This is a genomic window from Pseudomonas sp. B13(2017), from assembly GCF_002113245.1.
Classification (GTDB): domain Bacteria; phylum Pseudomonadota; class Gammaproteobacteria; order Pseudomonadales; family Pseudomonadaceae; genus Aquipseudomonas; species Aquipseudomonas putida_Z.
Genome location: NZ_NEJX01000002.1, coordinates 85,067 through 105,071, shown reverse-complemented (window position 1 = coordinate 105,071; position 20,005 = coordinate 85,067). Strand labels below are relative to the sequence as shown.

At 66.4% G+C, this 20,005-nt stretch carries 9 protein-coding genes; 4 read left to right on the top strand and 5 right to left on the bottom strand.

The window, feature by feature from the left end; all coding sequences use genetic code 11:
- Positions 1-609 carry a cytochrome-c oxidase, cbb3-type subunit II gene (gene ccoO / locus CAG44_RS03635; protein WP_013973492.1) on the bottom strand — a complete coding sequence of 203 codons (609 nt, stop codon included), beginning with the start codon at positions 607-609 and terminating at the stop codon, positions 1-3.
- Between the two features lie 13 nt (positions 610-622).
- Positions 623-2,047, bottom strand: a complete 1,425-nt coding sequence (gene ccoN / locus CAG44_RS03630) for a cytochrome-c oxidase, cbb3-type subunit I (RefSeq protein ID WP_013973491.1) — start codon at positions 2,045-2,047, stop codon at positions 623-625.
- Positions 2,048-2,097: 50 nt separating this feature from the next.
- On the opposite strand from ccoN, the gene CAG44_RS03625 reads away from it, so the two are divergent.
- Positions 2,098-2,790: an alpha/beta family hydrolase gene (locus CAG44_RS03625; RefSeq protein ID WP_085691609.1), complete on the top strand. Its 693-nt coding sequence runs from the start codon at positions 2,098-2,100 to the stop codon at positions 2,788-2,790.
- A gap of 113 nt (positions 2,791-2,903) precedes the next feature.
- On the opposite strand, the gene CAG44_RS03620 is transcribed toward CAG44_RS03625, so the two are convergent.
- Both CAG44_RS03620 and CAG44_RS03615 read right to left on the bottom strand, forming a co-directional pair.
- On the bottom strand, positions 2,904-3,188 hold the full coding sequence (locus CAG44_RS03620; protein ID WP_033699336.1) for a pyrimidine/purine nucleoside phosphorylase: 285 nt from the start codon (positions 3,186-3,188) through the stop codon (positions 2,904-2,906).
- A 74-nt stretch (positions 3,189-3,262) separates the two neighbouring features.
- Positions 3,263-3,814 carry an exonuclease domain-containing protein gene (locus tag CAG44_RS03615; protein ID WP_075045871.1) on the bottom strand — a complete coding sequence of 184 codons (552 nt, stop codon included), beginning with the start codon at positions 3,812-3,814 and terminating at the stop codon, positions 3,263-3,265.
- A 172-nt stretch (positions 3,815-3,986) separates the two neighbouring features.
- Here CAG44_RS03615 and CAG44_RS03610 point away from each other — a divergent pair, with 172 nt between their 5' ends.
- Positions 3,987-4,787, top strand: a complete 801-nt coding sequence (locus CAG44_RS03610; RefSeq protein ID WP_025340005.1) for an ABC transporter substrate-binding protein — start codon at positions 3,987-3,989, stop codon at positions 4,785-4,787.
- Positions 4,788-4,850: 63 nt separating this feature from the next.
- Positions 4,851-5,864, top strand: coding sequence for a GNAT family N-acetyltransferase (locus CAG44_RS03605; protein WP_085691608.1), 1,014 nt, complete (start codon positions 4,851-4,853; stop codon positions 5,862-5,864).
- A 115-nt stretch (positions 5,865-5,979) separates the two neighbouring features.
- On the opposite strand, the gene CAG44_RS03600 is transcribed toward CAG44_RS03605, so the two are convergent.
- Complete coding sequence (locus tag CAG44_RS03600; protein ID WP_015271130.1) at positions 5,980-6,510, bottom strand: RNA polymerase factor sigma-70; 531 nt, start codon at positions 6,508-6,510, stop codon at positions 5,980-5,982.
- Between the two features lie 317 nt (positions 6,511-6,827).
- Here CAG44_RS03600 and CAG44_RS03595 point away from each other — a divergent pair, with 317 nt between their 5' ends.
- Positions 6,828-19,781 (top strand): non-ribosomal peptide synthetase, encoded by a 12,954-nt coding sequence (locus tag CAG44_RS03595; RefSeq protein ID WP_085691607.1) that lies wholly within the window; start codon positions 6,828-6,830, stop codon positions 19,779-19,781.
- Positions 19,782-20,005: the final 224 nt, after the last annotated feature.

Below are 20,005 nucleotides of genomic sequence, written 5' to 3'. Positions count from 1 at the left end.
TCACCTCTTGTTCTTGATCGCGGTGCCGAGCACCTGCAGGTAGGCGACCAGGGCGTCCATCTCGGTCTTGCCCTTGACCGCGTCGCGGGCCCCGGCGATGTCATCGTCGGTGTACGGCACGCCCAAGGTGCGCAGGGTGCGCATCTTGGTGTCGGTATGGCTGTTGTCGACCTGCTGGGCGACCAGCCATGGGTACGACGGCATCTTCGACTCCGGTACCACGTTGCGCGGGTTGTACAGGTGCGCACGGTGCCAGTCGTCCGAGTAGCGGCCACCGACCCGGGCCAGGTCCGGCCCGGTGCGCTTGGAACCCCACAGGAACGGGTGGTCCCACACGCTTTCACCAGCCACCGAGTAGTGGCCATAGCGCTCGGTTTCGGCGCGGAACGGGCGGATCATCTGCGAGTGGCAGCCCACGCAGCCTTCGCGGATGTAGATATCGCGGCCTTCCAGCTGCAGCGCGGTGTAGGGCTTCATGCCTTCCACCGGCTTGTTGGTGACGTCCTGGAAGAACAACGGGACGATCTGGGTCAGGCCGCCGATACTGACGGCAAACACCATCAGCAGGGCCAGCAGGCCGACGTTTTTCTCGATGACTTCATGTTTCATCAGGCAGGTCTCCTCAAGCCAGCTGGGCGTTCGCAGGGGCGACATCGAGCGCCGGCGAACGCACGGTGCGCCAGGTGTTCCAGGCCATCAGGAACATGCCGCTGAGGAAGATCGCACCGCCGACGAAGCGCACGATGAAGCCTGGGTGGCTGGCCACCAGGGTTTCCACGAACGAGTAGGTGAGCGTGCCGTCGCTGTTGACCGCGCGCCACATCAGGCCCTGGGCGATGCCGTTGACCCACATCGAGGCGATGTACAGCACGGTGCCGATGGTGGCCAGCCAGAAGTGCGCGTTGATCAGGCCGATGCTGTACATGCGCTCCTTGCCGAACACTTTCGGGATGGTGTGGTACAGCGCGCCGATCGAGATCATCGCCACCCAGCCGAGGGCGCCGGCGTGCACGTGGCCGATGGTCCAGTCGGTGTAGTGGGACAGGGCGTTGACCGTCTTGATGGCCATCATCGGGCCTTCGAAGGTGGACATGCCGTAGAACGCCAGCGACACCACCAGGAAGCGCAGGATCGGGTCGCTGCGCAGTTTGTGCCAGGCGCCGGACAGGGTCATCATGCCGTTGATCATGCCGCCCCAGCTTGGTGCCAGCAGGATCAGCGACATCACCATGCCCAGCGACTGTGCCCAGTCGGGCAGGGCGGTGTAGTGCAGGTGGTGCGGGCCGGCCCAGATGTACAGGGTGATCAGTGCCCAGAAGTGCACGATCGACAGGCGATAGGAATACACCGGGCGTTCGGCCTGCTTGGGCACGTAGTAGTACATCATCCCCAGGAAGCCCGCGGTCAGGAAGAAGCCCACGGCGTTGTGGCCGTACCACCACTGCACCATGGCATCGGTGGCGCCGGCATAGACCGAGTAGGACTTGGTCAGGCTGACCGGCAGTTCCAGGTTGTTGACGACGTGCAGCATCGCCACGGTGAGGATGAAGCCGCCGAAGAACCAGTTACCGACGTAGATGTGCTTGGTGTTGCGCTTCATCAGCGTGCCGAAGAACACGATGGCGTAGCTCACCCAGACGATGGTGATCAGGATGTCGATCGGCCATTCCAGTTCGGCGTATTCCTTGGAGCTGGTGTAGCCCAGCGGCAGGCTGATGGCCGCCAGCAGGATCACCAGTTGCCAGCCCCAGAAGGTGAACGCGGCCAGGCCTGGTGCGAACAGGGTGGTCTGGCAGGTGCGTTGCACCGAATAATAGGAGGTGGCGAACAGCGCACAGCCGCCGAAGGCGAAGATCACCGCATTGGTATGCAGGGGGCGCAGGCGGCCGAAGCTGGTCCAGGGGAGGTCGAAGTTGAGGGAAGGCCAGGCGAGCTGGGCGGCGATGAAGACGCCGAGCCCCATCCCGACGATTCCCCACACCACCGTCATGATGGCGAATTGGCGGACCACCTTGTAGTTATAGGCGGTACTGCTGGTTGTGTTCATGTATGGGTTCCCATCCACGGTTATTTGGCAGGCTTTACAGCGAGGCAAGCATGATTAATGGGCAAAGTGCCGGTATTGACGGGGATCAATGGGCGAAGGTCGGAAATGTCCCAGGCTTGCGCTGCGATCCCCCGCACGTTCGGGGCAAGGACGGCTACAAGGGCTGCCTGATCCTGGCCCATGGCGCAGGTGCGCCGATGGACAGCGGGTTCATGGATGAAATGGCGCAAAGGCTTGCGGCGCTTGGGGTAGCGGTAGTGCGCTTCGAGTTCCCGTACATGGCCGAGCGCAGGGTTGCCGGCGGCAAGCGGCCGCCGAACCCGCAGAAGGTGTTGCTGGAATGCTGGCGCGAGGTGTACCGGCAGGTGCGACCTTTGGTCGCGGGCAAGCTGGCGGTGGGTGGCAAATCCATGGGCGGGCGTATGGCCAGCTTGCTGGCCGATGAACTGGAAGCGGATGCACTGGTGTGCCTGGGCTATCCGTTCTATGCGGTGGGCAAGCCGGAGAAGCCACGGGTCGAGCACCTGGCCGAATTGAAGACGCCGACGTTGATCGTGCAGGGCGAGCGGGATGCGCTGGGTAACCGCGAGGCGGTGGCAGGGTATGCGTTATCGCCGGCGATCGAGGTGAGCTGGCTGGTGGAGGGGGACCATGACCTGAAGCCGCTGAAGGCCTCGGGGTTCAGCCATGAGCAGCACTTGCAGGCGGCGGCTGAGAAGGTTGCAGCTTTCCTAAAAGATTAGTGCTGGATTCTTCGCGGGCTTGCCCGCTCCCACAGGAACTACACAGGCCTGGAAGCTTGTGTGGTATCTGTGGGAGCGGGCGAGCCCGCGAAGAGGCCGGTACAGGCTACCGCTTAGTCACGGTACTCGCACAGGTAGGCAGTATCCACCGCCACCTTCAGCTGGAACTTGCTGTCGGCGGCCACATTGAACTTGTCACCGGCGTTGAAGGTTTCCCAGTTGTCGCTACCTGGCAGCTTCACGGTCAGGGCGCCGGAAACCACGTGCATGATCTCGCGCTTGGCAGTGCCGAACTCGTATTCGCCCGGGGCCATCACGCCGACAGTGGCCGGGCCTTCTTCGCCAGCGAATGCGATCGACTTGACGGTGCCGTTGAAGTACTCGTTGACCTGGAACATGGGCGACTCCTGAAAAGGGGGGATGAAAAAGGGCTGGCCAGTATGCCCAAGCCCACGGGCCCCGTCATCTGCTTTCAGGTAGCGTCCACCGGCAGGCTCAACGGCAGCAGCCGCGCGGTATTGCGCGCATCTTCCAGGGCCCGGTGCTGCTGCCCGCAAAAGTGCATGCCGGCCAGCTGCAGTGCACCGTTCAGCCCCGCGGGGCGCTGCAGGTGGCGGGCCTTGGCGAAGCGTTGCTTGAGGTTGATGTGCGGCAGGGTCCGCAGCAGGCTGTCCAGCCCATGCTGCTGCCACTCCTGGTGCAACTGCTGGCGGTCGTAGTCGCCCCAGCTGACCCAGGCCTGAAGCTGCCCGCGGTGGTGCCCGAGCCAGCGCTCGAAGCTTGCCCATACTTCGCGGAACGGTGCGGCACTGTCCACGCTGGCCTGGCTGATGTGGGTCAGCTCACGGCAGAACGGGGTCAGCTGCGGCCGCCGCCGGGGCTTCACGAAGCGCTGGAAGTGGTCGACCTCGCGGCCTTCGCGGGTAACCAGGCTTGCGCCGATTTCAATGACTTCCATCTCTGTGACCGGCCACCCACCATCGTCGGTGGTGGCTTCCAGGTCGATCACCAACCAATGGCCCATACCAGGCTCCCTTGCAGATCCTGCTAGAGCGTAGCCAAACTCAGGGCATCCGGCATCCCCTGGCAATTTGCCTGCGGCTTTGGCACAAAGCGCCACTATCCGGCAGTTGTGTCCGGCCCGGAAAACGCCTAGCTTAGGTGGACCCAGGCATGAACCGTGATGAGCATCCGTCTTGACTCCAGCGCCCGGCCTAAAGGCCCTGTCTTCCCTGATGCTGCTGGCCGTGTTCTGGCTGGCGGCGCCGGTATGGGCTGCCGATGCCGTCGAAGTGAGGATTGGCGCGGCGCATTTCCCACCGTACACGGTACGCCCCGAGCAGGGTGCCGACAGTGGCCTGCTGCCGCAGCTGGTCGACGCGCTCAACCGCACGCAGCAGCGCTACCACTTCGTCGTGGTGCCCACCTCCATCCAGCGGCGTTTTGGTGACCTCCAGCAAGGCCGCACCGACATGGCCATTTTCGAGAACCCGGAGTGGGGCTGGCAGCAGATTGCCCACCAGAGCGTGGACCTGGGCCTGGAAGATGCCGAGGTGTTCGTCGCCCGCAAGGCCAACGGCCGTGACCCGCATTACTTCGACGACCTGCACGGCAAGCGCCTGGCGCTGATCAACGGCTACCACTATGCGTTCGCCGGCTTCAACTCCGACCCGGACTACCTGCGCACCGCCTACAAAGCGACCCTGACCTATTCCCACGACAGCAACCTGCTGATGGTGCAGGCCGACCGCGCCGACATCGCCCTGGTCACGCGTTCCTATCTCAGCGATTTCCTGGAGCGCAACCCGGCCAGCCGGGACCAGTTGGTGTCCTCGCAGCGCATTGACCAGGTCTACCACCACTACGCCTTGCTGCGCCCGGGGGCGCCGATCGGCGAGCAGTCGTTCGCGGCGCTGCTGCGGGCCCTGCGCGACAGTGGCGAGCTGGCGCGCATCTTCGAGCCCTACCGCATCACGGTGTCGGCCCCACACGACTAAATTCCCGTGGTGCGGCAACGTTCTCAGCAGTGAGCCTTTTCTTCATTGCCGTGAGTCAAGCCCATGCCGTTCGATGCCGCTTCGCAGCCCCAGTCAGCGCCACGCTGGCGCAGCCTCAGTGCCGAGGAGGGCGACAGCTGGCTGAGCCTGTCCCTCGAAGGCCGCCCGCTGATCCAGTTGCGCCTGGAGGTGGGCGCTACCCTGCATGTTCACCTGGAGCGGCTGTGCCCCGAGCGCCCCTATCAGGCCTTGTGGGCCGCCTGTTATTGGCTGCTGGCCCGCGACACCGCCTGCCAGCGCCTGGCCTGGTACCTGCCCGAGGCGTTGCCCCAGGCATTGACCAGTGGCTTGCTGCTTGCCGGCGAGCAGCCTGGCCAATACCTGTGCGAGCGAGCGCTGTTCTGGCAGCTGCCACAGCCGTGGCTGGGCGAGTCGGCCAGCGTGGCATACCCGCAGCAAATGCAGATCAGCAACGGCAAGCGCCACCCACGCCGTGCGCCCAAGCCTCGTGGCGAGGTGTACCGGCGCTTCGATACGCGCCTGGGCAGTTGGGTGTCGCTGCGTACCTTGGAAATCGAACATGACCTGGAGCGCTTCAACCGCTGGCAGAACAACCCGCGGGTGGAGGCGTTCTGGCAGGAGGCTGGCACCCTGGCGCAGCACCGTGAATACCTGGGCAAGCTCGAGGCCGACCCGCATGCCCTGACGCTGATCGGCTGCTTCGATGACCAGCCGTTTGCCTACTTCGAGGCGTACTGGGCCAAGGAAGACCGCATTGCGCCGTTCTACCCGGCCGATGACTACGACCGTGGCATCCACATGCTGGTGGGGGAGGAGAGCCACCGCGGGCCGCACAAGGTGGCCAGCTGGCTATCGGCGCTGGTGCACTACCTGTTCCTGGATGACCCGCGCACCCAGCGGGTGGTGGCCGAGCCGCGTGCCGACAACGGCAAGATGATCGGCTACATGCACGACCAGTGCTTCCATTGCGACAAGGAGTTCGACTTCCCGCACAAGCGCGCGGCGTTGATGATTCTGGGGCGGGAGCGGTTTTTCGATCGCTGCAAACTGGCTTGATATCGAGGTGGCTTCTTCGCGGGCGCGCCCGCTCCCACAGGTCCCCCTCAGTCTTTGAGGTCTGTGCTTTTCCTGTGGGAGCGGGCGTGCCCGCGAAGAAGCAGACTCTGCCTGATCAGGCCTGCCGACTGGCCGTCTTGCGGCAATGTACCAGCGCATCGCGGATCATGAAGTTGACCAGTGTCGGCGACACTCCCAGCTCCTTGGCAATGTCCTTCTGCGGCACGCCATGCAGGCGGTACATCTCGAAGGCATAGCGGGTGCGCTGGGGCAGTTCGTTCAGCGCCTCGGCAATGTCATCCAGCGCGGCAAGGTTGATGTGGGTGGCTTCGGGGGAGGCGTTTTGCACGACTACGTTCAGGCCTTCCTCCTCGCTGCCGGAGTACTTCAACTCCATCGCCTGCTTGCGATAGTGGTCGATGGCCAGGTTGCGCACGATCTGGAACAGGTAGCTCAGCTGCGCCTTGAACGACGATGTGATCTGCGGGGCGGCGCTGAGCCGGAAAAAGGCGTCCTGCACCACATCTTCGGCGCGCGACCGGCAGCCGGTGATGCGGGCAGCAATCTTGACCAGGATGCTGCGGTTGTCTACGAAGGCCTGCAGTAATGGTGAATCGCACTTACTTGTGGATAGTTGTTCCGCCATGGAAATCACCTTGTCACAGAGGGGAAAGGACGCACCCAAATTTGGGAAGCTTCCTACGACGGGCGACAAGCTATTCAGAATGATAATGATTGTCAAATGCGAAATGTAATTGGTAACCGTGCATTTCGGTTCTAAGCCTGCGGCACCGGGCTCGCCCGCGAAAGGGCCTGCGTGGTGCCCTTGCCGGTGCCATGACACGCTAATTTCTCCCCCCGCCCATCCGTTCCCCTGTGTACACCTCAGGCCGCCACATGCCGCTGCGCCCACGTTCGCGCAGCAGCCGGCCCGCCCCAAACAGACACTGGCAGGAACACCCCATGACGGACGCCTTCGAACTCCCGCTCTCGCTGGTCCAGGCCCTGGCGCAACGCGCCGCGCAGACCCCGGACAAAGTCGCCTTGCGCTTTCTGGCCGACGCTCCCGGCGAGCAGGCCGTGCTCAGCTACCGGGACCTCGATCAGCGTGCGCGCACCATTGCCGCTGCCTTGCAAACCCGGGCCAGCTTCGGCGACCGCGCGGTGCTGTTGTTCCCCAGCGGGCCAGACTATGTAGCGGCGTTCTTCGGCTGCCTGTATGCCGGCGTGATTGCGGTGCCGGCCTACCCGCCGGAGTCCGCGCGCCAGCACCACCAGCAGCGCTTGCTGTCGATCATCGACGACGCCGAGCCGCGCCTGCTGCTGACCGTCGCGGCCCTGCACGACAGCCTGCAGGGCCTGGAGGCCCTGGCGGCGGCCAACGCCCCCGAACTGCTGGCGGTGGATGGCCTGGCCCCGGCACTGGCTGCGAACTGGCGCGAGCCCGCACTCAAGGGTGATGACATCGCCTTCCTGCAGTACACCTCCGGCTCCACCGCACTGCCCAAGGGCGTGCAGGTCAGCCATGGCAACCTGGTGGCCAACGAACAACTGATCCGCCAAGGCTTTGGCATCGACCTCAACCCCGACGACGTGATCGTCAGCTGGCTGCCGCTGTACCACGACATGGGCCTGATCGGCGGCCTGCTGCAGCCGATCTTCAGCGGCGTGCCCTGTGTGCTGATGTCGCCGGGCTACTTCCTGGCCCGGCCGCTGCGCTGGTTGCAGGCCATCAGCGAGTACGGCGGCACCATCAGCGGCGGCCCCGACTTTGCCTACCGGCTGTGCAGCGAGCGGGTCAGCGAGGCCTCCCTGGCCGGGCTCGACCTGAGCCGCTGGCGGGTGGCCTATTCCGGCTCCGAGCCAATCCGCCAGGACAGCCTGGCGGCCTTTGCCGACAAGTTCCAGGCCTGCGGCTTCGACCCGCAGAGCTTCTTCGCCAGCTACGGCCTGGCCGAGGCGACCCTGTTCGTCAGCGGCAGCCGCCGTGGCCAGGGCATCGCCGCGCTGGAGCTGGACGCCGAAGCCTTTGCCGCCAACCGTGCGGAGCCTGGCAAGGGCAGTGTGCTGATGAGCTGTGGCTACCCGCAGCCCGGGCATGCCGTGCGCATTGTCGAACCACAACGCCTGCAGGTGCTGGGCGACAACCAGGTGGGCGAGATCTGGGCCGGTGGCCCGAGCATCGCCCTGGGCTACTGGCGCAACCCCGAGGCCAGCGCCCGCACCTTCGTCGAGATGGACGGCCAGACCTGGCTGCGTACCGGCGACCTGGGCTTCATGCGCGAAGGCGAAGTGTTCGTCACCGGGCGCCTGAAGGACATGCTGATCGTGCGCGGGCAGAACCTGTACCCGCAGGACCTGGAAAAGACCCTCGAGCGCGAAGTGGATGTGCTGCGCAAAGGCCGGGTGGCAGTGTTCGCAGTCGAGCAGCAAGGCGAGGAGGGCATTGGCGTGGCGGTGGAAATCAGCCGCAACGTGCAGAAGGCAATCAAGCCCCAGGAGCTGATCAAGACCCTGCGCCAGGTGATCGCCGACGCCTGCCGCCAGGCCCCGGCCGTGGTCCTGCTGCTGAACCCGGGGGCGCTGCCCAAGACCTCCAGCGGCAAGCTGCAGCGTTCGGCCTGCCGCCTGCGCATGGACGATGGCAGCCTGGACTGCTACGCCCGCTTCCCTGAGGTGAGCGAGCCCGTTGCCACGGATGCCGCCGGCAATGAACTGCAGGCGCGCATCGCCGGTGTGTGGCGCGACATCCTCAAGGTCGAGGCGGTGGCGGCAGACGACCACTTCCTGCTGCTGGGCGGCAACTCCATCGCCGCCACCCACGCCACCGCACGCCTGGCCGATGAACTGGGCATCGAGCTGGGCCTGCGCACCCTGTTCGAGGCGCCGATACTGGCTGAATACGCCAAGGCCGTGGCCGCGATCATCGCCGAGGGCGGTGGCCGGGTCGGCGCGATCGCTACTCTGGCGCGCAACCAGGCGCTGCCCCAGTCGCTGGCGCAAAACCGCCTGTGGCTGCTGTGGCAGTTGGACCCGCAGTCGGCGGCCTACAACATTCCGGCCGGCCTGCAGTTGCGCGGTGAGCTGGACGAAAACGCACTGGAAGCGGCCTTCCAGGCGCTGGTGGCGCGCCATGAATCGCTGCGTACCCTGTTTGCCGAAGAGAACGGCCAGGCCCTGCAGCGCATCCAGGCGCAGCAGCAGTTCGACCTTCGCCGCCTGGACCTCGAAGGCCAGGCCGCCGAACAGGTCGCCGCCCAGCGTGAAGCCGAAGCTCGCCAGCCGTTCGACCTGACCCGGGGGCCGTTGCTGCGGGTGACCCTGGTGCGCCTGGACAATGAACACCATCAACTGTGGGTGACCCTGCACCATATCGTCGCCGACGGCTGGTCGCTGAACATCCTGCTGGACGAATTCGCCAAACTGTACGCCGCCCATTGCCAGGGCCTCGAGGCCAACCTGGCACCGCTGACCCTGGGTTATGCCGACTACGGCACCTGGCAGCGACAGTGGCTGGCCGCAGGCGAAGCCGAGCGTCAGCTGCAGTACTGGCAGGCGCGTCTGGGGGATGAACTGCCGGTGCTCGACCTGTGCACCGACCACCCGCGTACCAGTCTGCGCGACCACCGCGCCGCCCGCTTCAACCTCAAGGTACCGGCCAGGCTCACCGAAGCGCTCAAGGGCCTGGCCCGCGAACAGCAGGCCAGCCTGTTCATGGTGCTGCTGGCCGGCTGGCAGGCGCTGTTGCACCGCTACAGTGGCCAGGCCGATATCCGTGTCGGCGTGCCCAACGCCAACCGCCCGCGCCTGGAAACCCAAGGCATGGTCGGCTTCTTCATCAACACCCAGGTGCTGCGTGCGCAACTCGATGGCCGCCTGCCGTTCGACCAGTTGCTGGCCCAGGTGCGCCAAGCCACCCTGGATGCCCAAGCCAACCAGGACCTGCCGTTCGAGCAACTGCTCGAAGCCTTGCCCGAGGCTCGCGAGCAAGGCCTGTTCCAGGTCATGTTCAACCACCAGCAACGTGACCTGTCTGCCCTGCGCCGCCTGCCGGGCCTGCTGGCCGAAGAGCTGCCGTGGCACAGTCGCGAAGCCAAGTTCGACTTGCAGCTGCACAGTGAAGAAGACCACCAGGGCCGCCTGAGTCTGGCCTTCGACTATGCCGCCGAATTGTTCGATGCCAGCACCGTCAAGCGCTTGGCCCAGCATCTGCTGGCCCTGCTCGAACAGGTGTGTGCCGGGCCGCAGCGGGCGCTGGGCGAGGTGCAATTGCTCGACGAGCCTGGCCGCGCGCAACTGCTGAGCTGGGGCGAGGCACCCGCTGCGGCGCCGCAGCGCCTGCTGGTCGAGCAGCTCAACGAGCAGGCACACCTGACCCCGCAGCGCACCGCCCTGGTGTGGGACGGTGGCAGCCTGGATTACGCCGAGTTGCACCAGCAAGCCAACCGTCTGGCCCACTACCTGCGTGACAAAGGCGTCGGCCCCGACACCTGCGTGGCCATCGCCGTCGAGCGTTCGCCGCAGCTGCTGGTGGGCCTGCTGGCCATTCTCAAGGCCGGTGGTGCCTATGTGCCGCTGGACGTCGATTACCCGGCCGAGCGCCTGGCCTACATGCTCGCCGACTGCAACGCTGGCCTGTTGCTGAGCCACAGCAACCTGCTGGGCAAGCTGCCACAGGTGGACGGCGTCAGCGCCATCGCCCTCGACCAGCTGCACCTGGACAGCTGGCCAAGCCATGCCCCTGGCCTGCACCTGCATGGCGACAACCTGGCCTATGTGATCTACACCTCCGGCTCCACCGGCCAGCCCAAGGGCGTGGGCAATACCCACGCGGCACTGGCCGAGCGCCTGCAATGGATGCAGGCCAGCTATGTGCTGGACGACAGCGATGTGCTGATGCAGAAGGCGCCGATCAGCTTCGACGTTTCGGTGTGGGAATGCTTCTGGCCACTGGTGACCGGTTGCAAGCTGGTGCTCGCCGGCCCTGGCGAGCACCGCGACCCGCAGCGCATCGCCGCGTTGGTGCAGGCCCATGGCGTGACCACGCTGCACTTCGTGCCGCCGCTGTTGCAGGTGTTCGTCCAGGAGCCGCAGGCGGGTGCCTGCAGCAGCCTGCGCCGGCTGTTCTCCGGTGGCGAAGCGCTGTCCGCGGCACTGCGTGACCGCGTGCTGCAGGTGCTGCCACAGGTGCAGTTGCACAACCGCTATGGCCCGACCGAAACCGCCATCAACGTCACCCACTGGCACTGCCAGGCCACCGATGGCGAACGCTCGCCGATCGGCCGCCCGCTGGGCAATGTGCTGTGCCGTGTGCTGGACGACGAACTGGAACTGACCGCCCCCGGTGTGCCGGGCGAGCTGTACCTTGGCGGTGCAGGCCTGGCCCGTGGCTACCTGGGCCGCCCGGGCCTCACCGCCGAGCGCTTCGTGCCCCAGGCCGACGGCAATGGCGAGCGCCTGTACCGCAGTGGCGACCGCGCCCGCTGGCAGGTGCAGACCGAGGCGCTGGAATACCTTGGCCGCCTCGATCAGCAGGTCAAGGTGCGTGGCTTCCGTGTCGAACCCGAGGAAGTCCAGGCCTGCCTGCTGGCGCAAGCGGGGGTCGAACAGGCGCTGGTGCTGATTCACAAGGATGCCGTAGGCGCGCAACTGGTCGGCTACTACAGTGGCAGCGCCCAGCCTGATGCATTGCTGACGGTGCTGGCTGAACAACTACCGGCCTACATGGTGCCGGCACAACTCATCCCGCTGGCGCAGATGCCGCTGGGCCCCAGCGGCAAGGTCGACCGCAAGGCGTTGCCGGCCCCGGTGTGGCAGCAGCGGGAGCACATCGAGCCGCAAACCGAGTTGCAGCAGCAGGTCGCTGCCATCTGGCGTGAAGTGCTGAACCTGCCGCGCGTTGGCCTGCAGGATGACTTCTTCGCCCTCGGCGGCCATTCGCTGCTGGCCACTCAAATTGTCTCGCGCACGCGCCAGGCCTGCGATGTCGAGCTGCCGCTCAAGGCCCTGTTCGACGCCAGTGAGCTGGGCGCCTTCTGTGCCGAGATCACGCGTATCCGTGCCGCCGGTGAGCGCAACCTGCAAGGCGCAATCGCCCGCGTCGACCGCCGCCAGGCGGTGCCGCTGTCGTACTCGCAGCAGCGCATGTGGTTCCTCTGGCAAATGGAGCCGGGCAGCCCGGCGTACAACGTCGGCGGCATGGCGCGCCTGCGTGGCACCCTGCATGTGGATGCCTTCGAGCGTGCGTTGCAGGCGCTGGTGGTGCGCCACGAAACCCTGCGCACCACCTTCCCCAGCATCGATGGCGTGCCGTATCAGTGCGTGGCCGAAGACAGCAGCCTGCACCTCGACTGGCAGGACTTCAGCGCCTTGCCCGCCGATGCCCGCCAACAACGCCTGCAACAACTGGCCGACGACCAGGCGCACCAGCCGTTCGATCTGGAGCGCGGTCCGTTGCTGCGTGCCTGTCTGGTCAAAGCCCAAGAGCGCGAGCACTTCTTCGTGCTGACCCTGCACCATATCGTCACCGAAGGCTGGGCCATGGACATCTTCGCCCGCGAACTGGGCGAGCTGTACGAGGCCTTCGTCGATGACCGCGAATCGCCGCTGGCGCCGCTGCCGGTGCAGTACCTGGACTACAGCGTGTGGCAACGGCAATGGCTGGAAAGCGGCGAGGGCGCCCGCCAGCTGGCCTACTGGCAGGCCCGCCTGGGCGATGAACACCCGGTACTGGCGCTGCCTGCCGACCGCCCGCGCCCGGCAGTGCAGAGCCACCGTGGCGAGCTGTACCGCTTCGAGCTCGACCCGGCGCTGGTCGCCCGCGTACATGCCTTCAACAGCCAGCGTGGCCTGACCCTGTTCATGACCATGACTGCCACCCTGGCCGCCTTGCTGCACCGCTACAGCGGCCAGCGTGACCTGCGCATTGGCGCGCCGGTGGCCAACCGCATCCGCCCGGAAAGCGAAGGGCTGATCGGCGCGTTCCTCAACACCCAGGTGCTGCGTTGCGAGCTGGACGGCCAGATGAGCGCCGCACAGTTGCTGGAGCAGGTACGCCAGGTTGCCATCGAAGGCCAGTCGCACCAGGACCTGCCGTTCGACCAGCTGGTGGAAGCCCTGCAGCCACCGCGCAGCAGCGCCTACAACCCGCTGTTCCAGGTGATGTGCAACGTGCAGCGCTGGGCCTTCCAGCAAAGCCGCCAGCTTGCTGGCATGCAGGTGGATTACCTGGTCAACGACGCCAGCGCCACCAAGTTCGACCTGTACCTGGAGGTGACCGACCTCGACGGCCGCCTGGGTTGCTGCCTGACCTACAGCCGTGACCTGTTCGACGAGCCACGCATCGCACGCATGGCCGAGCACTGGCAGCAATTGCTGGCCGGCCTGCTCGACAACCCGCAACAGCGCCTGTGCGAGCTGCCGATGCTGAGCAGCGCCGAGCAGCAGGTGCTGGCGGGCCAGTTGCAGGGCGAGCAGGATCTCGCTCTCGACCAGACCGTGCACGGCCTGTTTGCCGCCCAGGCTGCGCGCACGCCACACGCTGGCGCGTTGACCTTCGCCGGCCGGCACATGACCTATGCCGAACTCGACCAGCAGGCCAACCGCCTGGCCCGCGCCCTGCGCGAGCGTGGCGTCGGCCCGCAGGTGCGTGTGGGCCTGGCGCTGGAGCGTTCGCTGGAAATGGTCATCGGCCTGCTGGCCATCCTCAAGGCCGGTGGCGCCTACGTGCCGCTCGACCCCGAATACCCGCTCGACCGCCTGCGCTACATGATCGAAGACAGCCGCATCGGCCTGCTGCTCAGCCAGCGCACGCTGCTGCAAACCCTGGGGCAGTTGCCCGAAGGCGTGGCGCACTGGAGCCTGGAGGACGACAGCGCCAGCCTGTCGGCCTACAGCGATGCGCCGCTGGACAACCTCAACCTGCCGCAGCACCAGGCCTACCTGATCTACACCTCCGGTTCCACCGGCAAGCCCAAGGGCGTGGTAGTCAGCCACGGCGAGTTCGCCATGCATTGCCAGGCGGTGATCGACGCGTTCGGCATGCGCAGCGATGACTGCGAGCTGCACTTCTATTCGATCAATTTCGACGCCGCCAGCGAACGCCTGTGGGTGCCGCTGCTGTGTGGCGCCCGCGTGGTGCTGCGCGCCCAGGGGCAGTGGGGCGCCGAAGACATCTGCCAGCTGGTGCGCGAGCAGCAGGTGAGCATCCTCGGCTTCACGCCCAGCTACGGTAGCCAGTTGGCGCAGTACCTGGCCGGGCAGGGCGAACAGTTGCCAGTGCGCCTGGTCATTACCGGTGGTGAAGCGCTGACCGGCGAACACCTGCAGCGCATCCGCCAGGCCTTCGCGCCACAGCAGTTCTTCAACGCCTACGGGCCGACCGAAACCGTGGTCATGCCGCTGGCCTGCCTGGCACCACAGACACTGCCGGCGGAGTTGGGCAGCGTACCGATCGGCCGCGTCATCGGTAGCCGCACGGCCTACATCCTCGACGAAGACCTTGCCCTGTTGCCGCAAGGCGCTATTGGCGAGCTGTATGTCGGCGGTGCCGGCCTGGCCCAGGGTTACCACGACCGCCCGGGCCTTTGCGCCGAGCGCTTCGTCGCCGACCCGTTCGGCAGCGAAGGCGGGCGCCTGTATCGCACCGGTGACCTGGTGCGCCTGGGCAGCGATGGCCTGGTCGAGTACGTCGGCCGCGCCGACCAGCAGGTGAAGATTCGCGGTTTCCGTATCGAGCTGGGCGAAATCGAAAGCCGCCTGCAGGCGCATGCCGATGTCGACGAGGCTGTGGTGCTGGCCCTCGACCTGCCGGGCGGCAAGCAACTGGTGGGTTACCTGGTGTGCGGGCAGGCCGCTGCCGACAGCGAGGCCCAGGGCCTGCTGCGCGACGCGGTGAAAGCCGATGCCCGCCAGCATCTGCCGGACTACATGGTGCCGGCGCACCTGGTGCTGCTCGACAGCCTGCCGCTGATGGGCAACGGCAAGCTCGACCGCCGTGCGCTGCCGCTGCCGGACCTGGAACAGGCACGCGAGCAGTACCAGGCGCCTGGCAACGAGGTGGAAGCGCAACTGGCGCAGATCTGGCGCGACGTGCTCAACGTTGCCCGGGTCGGCGTGCAGGACAACTTCTTCGAACTGGGCGGCGACTCGATCCTGTCGATCCAGGTGGTCAGCCGGGCTCGTCAGGCCGGCTTGCAGTTTACCCCGCGCGACCTGTTCCAGCATCAGACCATCCAGACCCTGGCCGCCGTCGTTCAACGCAGCGAAGCCGCCAGCAGCATCGAACAGGGCCAGCGTCAGGGCCAGGCCGGCCTCACGCCGATCCAGCACTGGTTCTTCGACAGTGAAGTGCCACAGCCGCAGCACTGGAACCAGGCTGTTCTGCTGGAGGCGCGCAAGCCGCTGGATGAGGGGGTACTGGAGCGAGCCTTGGCCGGCCTGGTGCAGCACCACGACAGCCTGCGCCTGTGCTTCAGTCAGGCCCAGGGCCGCTGGCAGGCCGAATATGCTTCGCCTGCCACCGGGCAATTGCTGTGGACAGCCACGGTCGCCGACTTCGCCGATTGCCAACCGCTGTACACCGACCTGCAACGCAGCCTCGACCTGGAACAGGGCCCACTGTTGCGCGCCTTGCTGGTTAATGACGGGCAGGGCGGCCAGCGCCTGTTGCTGGCGATCCATCACCTGGTGGTCGATGGCGTGTCCTGGCGCGTGCTGCTGGAAGACCTGCAGGCGCTGTACCGTGGCCAGCCGCTGCCGGCCAAGACCCACGCCATGGGCGACTGGGCCGCACGCCTGGCCAGCTATGCCGGCAGCGATTCGCTGCGCGACGAGCTGGGCTGGTGGCAAGGCCAGTTGGGTGGTGTGCGCCGTGAACTGCCATGTGATCACCCGCAGGGCGGCAACCTGCACCGCCACGCCCGTACCCTGGCCATCGGCCTGGATGTGGCGCAGACCCGGCAGTTGCTGCAGCAGGCCCCGGCGGCCTATCACACCCAGGTCAACGACCTGCTGCTGACCGCGCTGGCGCGTGCCCTGTGCCGCTGGAGCGGCGATGAAGAAGTGCTGGTACAGCTTGAGGGCCATGGTCGTGACGGGCTGTTCGAAGACATGGACCTGACCCGTAGCGTCGGCTGGTTCACCAACGCCTACCCGCTGAGCCTGCGCCCGCTGCCAGGCGAGGACGATGCGGCGCGGGCAGGCTCGATCAAACGCATCAAGGAGCAACTGCGCCAGGTGCCGCACAAAGGGCTGGGTTACGGCGTGCTGCGCTACCTGGCCGATACGGCAGGGCGCGAGCAGATGGCGGCCCTGCCGCAGGCACGCATCACCTTCAACTACCTGGGCCAGTTCGACCAGCAGTTCGACAGCACAGCCCTGTTCCAGCCGCTGGACGCCCCGGCCGGCCTGGCCCACGACCTCGATGCACCGCTGCCCAACTGGCTGAGTGTCGATGGCCAGGTGTACGGCGGCGCCCTGCAACTGCGCTGGACCTTCAGTGCCGAACGCTACGACGAGCGGACCATCGCCAGCCTGGCCGACGCCTATCGCCTGGAGCTGCTGGCGCTGGTCGAGCATTGCCTGGCTGATGGCAACGGCAGTTTCACGCCATCGGACTTCCCGCTGGCGCACCTGACTCAGGCGCAGATCGACGCGCTGCCGGTACCGGCCGCGCAGATCGAGGACGTCTACCCGCTGACGCCGATGCAGGAGGGCATGCTGCTGCACACCCTGCTGGAGCCGGGCACCGGCCTCTACTACATGCAGGACCGCTACCGCATCAACAGCGCGCTCGACCCCGAACGCTTCGCCCAGGCGTGGCAGGCGGTGGTGGCGCGCCACGAAGCGCTACGCGCATCGTTCAGCTGGAACACCGGCGAGGCGATGCTGCAGATCATCCACAAGCCGGGCAACACGCCGGTGGACTACCAGGACTGGCGTGGCCTCGACGACGACGCCCAGGAGCAGCGCCTGCAGGCTCTGCACAAGCAGGAACGCGAGGCTGGTTTCGCTCTGCTCAGCGAGGCGCCGTTCCACCTGCGCCTGGTGCGTGTGGCCGACGAGCGCTACTGGTTCATGATGAGCAACCACCACATCCTCATCGATGCCTGGTGCCGTTCGCTGTTGATGAACGATTTCTTCGAGATCTACCAGGCCCTTGGCGAGGGGCGCCAGGCCCGCTTGCCGGTGCCACCGCGCTACCGCGACTACATCGGCTGGCTGCAACGCCAGGGCCTGGACGACGCGCGAGCCTGGTGGCAGGCCAACCTGGCCGGCTTCGAACGTGCCACCCCCATCCCCAGCGACCGCCCGCTGCGCCACGACCATGCCGGTAGCGGCATGATCGTCGGCGACTGCTATACGCGCCTGGCGGTGAGCGACGGCGTGCGCCTGCGCGAGCTGGCCCAGGCCCACCAGCTCACCGTCAACACCTTCGCCCAGGCGGCCTGGGCCCTGGTACTGGCGCGCTACAGTGGCGACCGCGACGTGGCCTTTGGCGTGACCGTGGCCGGGCGCCCGGTGAGCATGCCGCAGATGCAGCGTACCGTCGGCCTGTTCATCAACAGCGTTGCCCTGCGCGTGCAATTGCCGGTGGCGGGTGAGCGCTGCAGTGTGCGCCAGTGGTTGCAAGGCTTGCTGGAGCGCAACATGGAGCTGCGCGAATATGAATACCTGCCGCTGGTGGCGATCCAGGAATGCAGCGAACTGCCCAAGGGCCAGCCGCTGTTCGACAGCCTGTTCGTGTTCGAGAACGCGCCGGTGGAAACTGCCGTGCTCGACCATGCCCAGCACCTGAATGCCAGTTCCGACTCGGGCCGTACCCACACCAACTTCCCGCTGACAGCGGTGTGCTACCCGGGCGATGACCTTGGCCTGCACCTGTCGTTCGACCAGAGGTACTTCGACTACCCGACCGTCGAGCGCCTGCTGGCCGAGTTCAAGCGCCTGCTGCTGGCGCTGGTGCAAGGCTTTGAAGGGGAGATGAGCGCACTGCCGTTGCTGGGCGCCGAGGAGCAGCGTTTCTTGCTGGAGGACTGCAACCGTACCGCGCGCGCCTATCCGCTGGAAGACAGCTACATCGCGCAGTTCGAGGCGCAGGTGGCCGCGCATCCGCAACGTACCGTGGCCCGCTGCCTGGACGCGTCCTACGACTACGCCGGCCTGAACCTGGCGGCCAACCGCCTGGGCCATGCCTTGATCGCGGCGGGTGTGAACCTGGACCAGCCGGTGGCACTGCTGGCCGAGCGTGGGTTACCGCTGCTGGGCATGATCGTCGGCAGCTTCAAGGCCGGCGCCGGCTACCTGCCACTGGACCCGGGCCTGCCGGCGGCGCGCCTGCAAAACATCATCGAGCTCAGCCGTACACCCGTGCTGGTGTGCAGCGCGGCCTGTGCCGGGCAAGGGCGGCAGTTGCTGGACCAGCTTGCAGTGGCGGCACGGCCGCAGTTGCTGGTCTGGGAAGACATCCAGGCCAGCCCGGTGGCCAGCCACAACCCCGGCATTCACAGCGGGCCGGAGAACCTCGCCTATGTGATCTACACCTCAGGCTCCACCGGCTTGCCGAAGGGGGTGATGGTCGAGCAGCGCGGCATGCTTAACAACCAGCTGAGCAAGGTGCCGTACCTGGCGCTCGGCGAGCACGACGTGATCGCCCAGACGGCCTCGCAGAGCTTCGACATTTCGGTGTGGCAGTTCCTTGCCGCGCCGCTGTTCGGCGCCAGGGTGGAGATCGTGCCGAACGCCATTGCCCATGACCCGCAGGGCCTGCTGGCGCATGTGCAGGCCACCGGCATCAGCGTGCTGGAGAGCGTGCCGTCGCTGATCCAGGGCATGCTGGCCAACGACCACCAGGCCCTCGATGGCCTGCGCTGGATGCTGCCGACCGGCGAAGCCATGCCACCGGAGCTGGCGGCGCAGTGGCTGCAGCGCTACCCGCAGATCGGCCTGGTCAACGCCTACGGCCCGGCGGAGTGCTCCGATGACGTGGCGTTCTTCCGCGTCGATGCCGCCTCGACCCGTGGCAGCTACCTGCCGATCGGCACGCCGACTGACAACAACCGCCTGTATCTATGCGGCGAGGACCAGGCGCTGGTGCCACTGGGTGCGACAGGTGAGCTGTGCGTGGCCGGCACCGGCGTGGGCCGTGGCTATGTCGGCGACCCGGTGCGCACGGCGCTGGCGTTCATTCCCCATCCATATGGTGCGCCGGGCGAACGCCTGTACCGCACCGGCGACCTGGCGCGGCAGCGCCCGGACGGGGTGCTGGAGTATGTCGGGCGCATCGACCATCAGGTGAAGATTCGCGGCTACCGCATCGAACTGGGTGAAATCGAAGCCCGCCTGCACGAACAGCCGGAGCTCCGCGACGCTGCCGTTGGTGTGCAGGAGGGCGTCAATGGCAAGCACCTGGTGGGTTACCTGGTGGCGCATCAGGGCGTTGCAGCCGACGCTGCGTTGCTGGAACAGCTCAAGCAGCGCCTGCGTGCCGAGTTGCCGGAGTACATGGTCCCACTGCACTGGGGCTGGTTCGACAGCCTGCCGCACAACGCCAACGGCAAGCTCGACCGCAAGGCCCTGCCGGCCATCGACATCGGCGGCCAGCACAGCCAGGCCTACCAGGCGCCGCGCAATGAGTTGGAAGAGGTACTGGCCGGTATCTGGGCCGATGTGCTCAAGGCCGAGCGGGTCGGGGTGCACGACAACTTCTTCGAGCTGGGCGGGCATTCGCTGCTGGCCACCCAGATCGCCTCGCGGGTGCAGAAGCAGTTGCAGTTGAACGTGCCGTTGCGGGCGATGTTCGAGTGCAGCACGGTGGAGGAACTGGCGGTGTATGTGCAGGGGCTGCAGGGCAGTGTGCTGGATGACGACAAGGTCGACCGGCTCAGTGACCTGATGGCCGAGCTGGAGGGGTTGTGACCTGAGCAGGTGAGGCCTGCACCGCCCCTGGATTGGTGCACAAAAGTTGAAATTGCTGGGGCCGCTATGCGGCCCTTTCGCGACACAAGGCCGCTCCTACAGATACGGCGTTGTTCTCGAGGTTTGGCGCTGTACCTGTGGGAGCGGGCATGCCCGCGAACACCGGCGCAGCCGGTGCCATACACCGCGTTGAGTTCTTCGCGGGCTTGCCCGCTCCCACAGGG

Bases quoted from the DNA above. Each gene is read 5' to 3' on its own strand.
- ccoO (WP_013973492.1), bottom strand. From the start codon at position 609: ATGAAACATGAAGTCATCGAGAAAAACGTCGGCCTGCTGGCCCTGCTG.
- ccoN (WP_013973491.1), bottom strand. From the start codon at position 2,047: ATGAACACAACCAGCAGTACCGCCTATAACTACAAGGTGGTCCGCCAA.
- CAG44_RS03625 (WP_085691609.1), top strand. From the start codon at position 2,098: ATGATTAATGGGCAAAGTGCCGGTATTGACGGGGATCAATGGGCGAAG.
- CAG44_RS03620 (WP_033699336.1), bottom strand. From the start codon at position 3,188: ATGTTCCAGGTCAACGAGTACTTCAACGGCACCGTCAAGTCGATCGCA.
- CAG44_RS03615 (WP_075045871.1), bottom strand. From the start codon at position 3,814: ATGGGCCATTGGTTGGTGATCGACCTGGAAGCCACCACCGACGATGGT.
- CAG44_RS03605 (WP_085691608.1), top strand. From the start codon at position 4,851: ATGCCGTTCGATGCCGCTTCGCAGCCCCAGTCAGCGCCACGCTGGCGC.
- CAG44_RS03600 (WP_015271130.1), bottom strand. From the start codon at position 6,510: ATGGCGGAACAACTATCCACAAGTAAGTGCGATTCACCATTACTGCAG.
- CAG44_RS03595 (WP_085691607.1), top strand. From the start codon at position 6,828: ATGACGGACGCCTTCGAACTCCCGCTCTCGCTGGTCCAGGCCCTGGCG.